Source organism: Aminobacter sp. P4_H6_2 (genome assembly GCF_056400805.1).
Genome location: NZ_JBFUKO010001048.1, coordinates 1 through 1,009 on the forward strand (window position 1 = coordinate 1; position 1,009 = coordinate 1,009).

At 55.4% G+C, this 1,009-nt stretch carries 1 protein-coding gene and 1 pseudogene; one reads left to right on the forward strand and one right to left on the reverse strand.

The window, feature by feature from the left end; genetic code table 11:
* A pseudogene (locus AC1DUU_RS32840) lies at positions 1–277 on the forward strand (hypothetical protein); the annotation flags it as partial.
* Positions 278–415: 138 nt separating this feature from the next.
* On the opposite strand, the gene AC1DUU_RS32845 reads toward AC1DUU_RS32840, so the two are convergent.
* Entirely contained in the window at positions 416–877 is a 462-nt protein-coding gene (locus AC1DUU_RS32845; RefSeq protein ID WP_476787455.1) for a DUF6644 family protein, read from the reverse strand.
* Between the last annotated feature and the right edge of the window lie 132 nt (positions 878–1,009).

The following is a 1,009-nucleotide window of genomic DNA, read 5'->3' on the forward strand; positions in this document are numbered from 1 at the left end:
GCCCAAAGGCTTCGAAATGGCGTCAATTGAATCAGAAACGGCATCAGGAGATCGAAAGATGAATGTGACAGTTGCAGCCAAACTTGTTTTTCCAGCTCTTGCTCCAGACTATGCCAGGACCAAAACAGCCAGTGAGACGATGCTTCGCTTGGTGACTGGTGGACTGCTCGTGGCGCATGGCTCGCAGAAGATCGTCGATCCATTCGGGTCGCTTGCCTATAATGTGGTATTAGGGGGCGGCCAGAAACTCGAAACGCCTCCCTGCGGCAGGATATAGCCGAACGCTAGTCTATTCAAACCGCTCGCAACTCCTTCAGCTCGCATGCCGTAGTTTGCTTCGGCTGTGAATGTAAGCGACTGACTTATAGAATAGTATCGACCACTCGAAAATGGGCAACATGCCGGTGCATCAAGTTCATTGGAAGCCAATGAAACGGCCGCACAACAAAACGGCACACCACAGCAGGATAGAAACCACCGCGAGCAGGCGCAACACCGGCTGTGGACCGTGTGCTTGTCGGCCATTGTTGACAGAGGCGAAGGCAACAAAATTGGCTCCCGCCAGGGCGATGAGTCCCATCTTGCCGAGAAAGGCTGGCAGCTGCGCGTAGTGTGAGGCACGCACGGAAAACAGCAGAAGCCCACTCAGCACGGCAGCTGCGAAGGCCATCAAAGCACACCGCCTCAGCACCAAAATGAAGGGACGCTGGGGTAAAGCAGGAAATGCGCCGAGAATGCGGAGATCCATCAGCGTGACCGAGGTCAGCAACGTGCCGATTGCAGCGATATGGACCGCGTTGACGACGGGGTAGGCGATAAAGGAGGCCTTGAGCAGCCTAACCAAGGTAAGCTGTTCTATCGCCTGGAGCGACTCCACCTGTCGATCCTGCTCAGCTCGGCGGCACACGGTCCGAATAGACGTCGTAGGTATTGCCGTTGACGACGATACGGACTGCTTTCATGCGCTTTTCGTTCTGGTCGCGCGAACGGTTTCCGATTGCTGCTACCT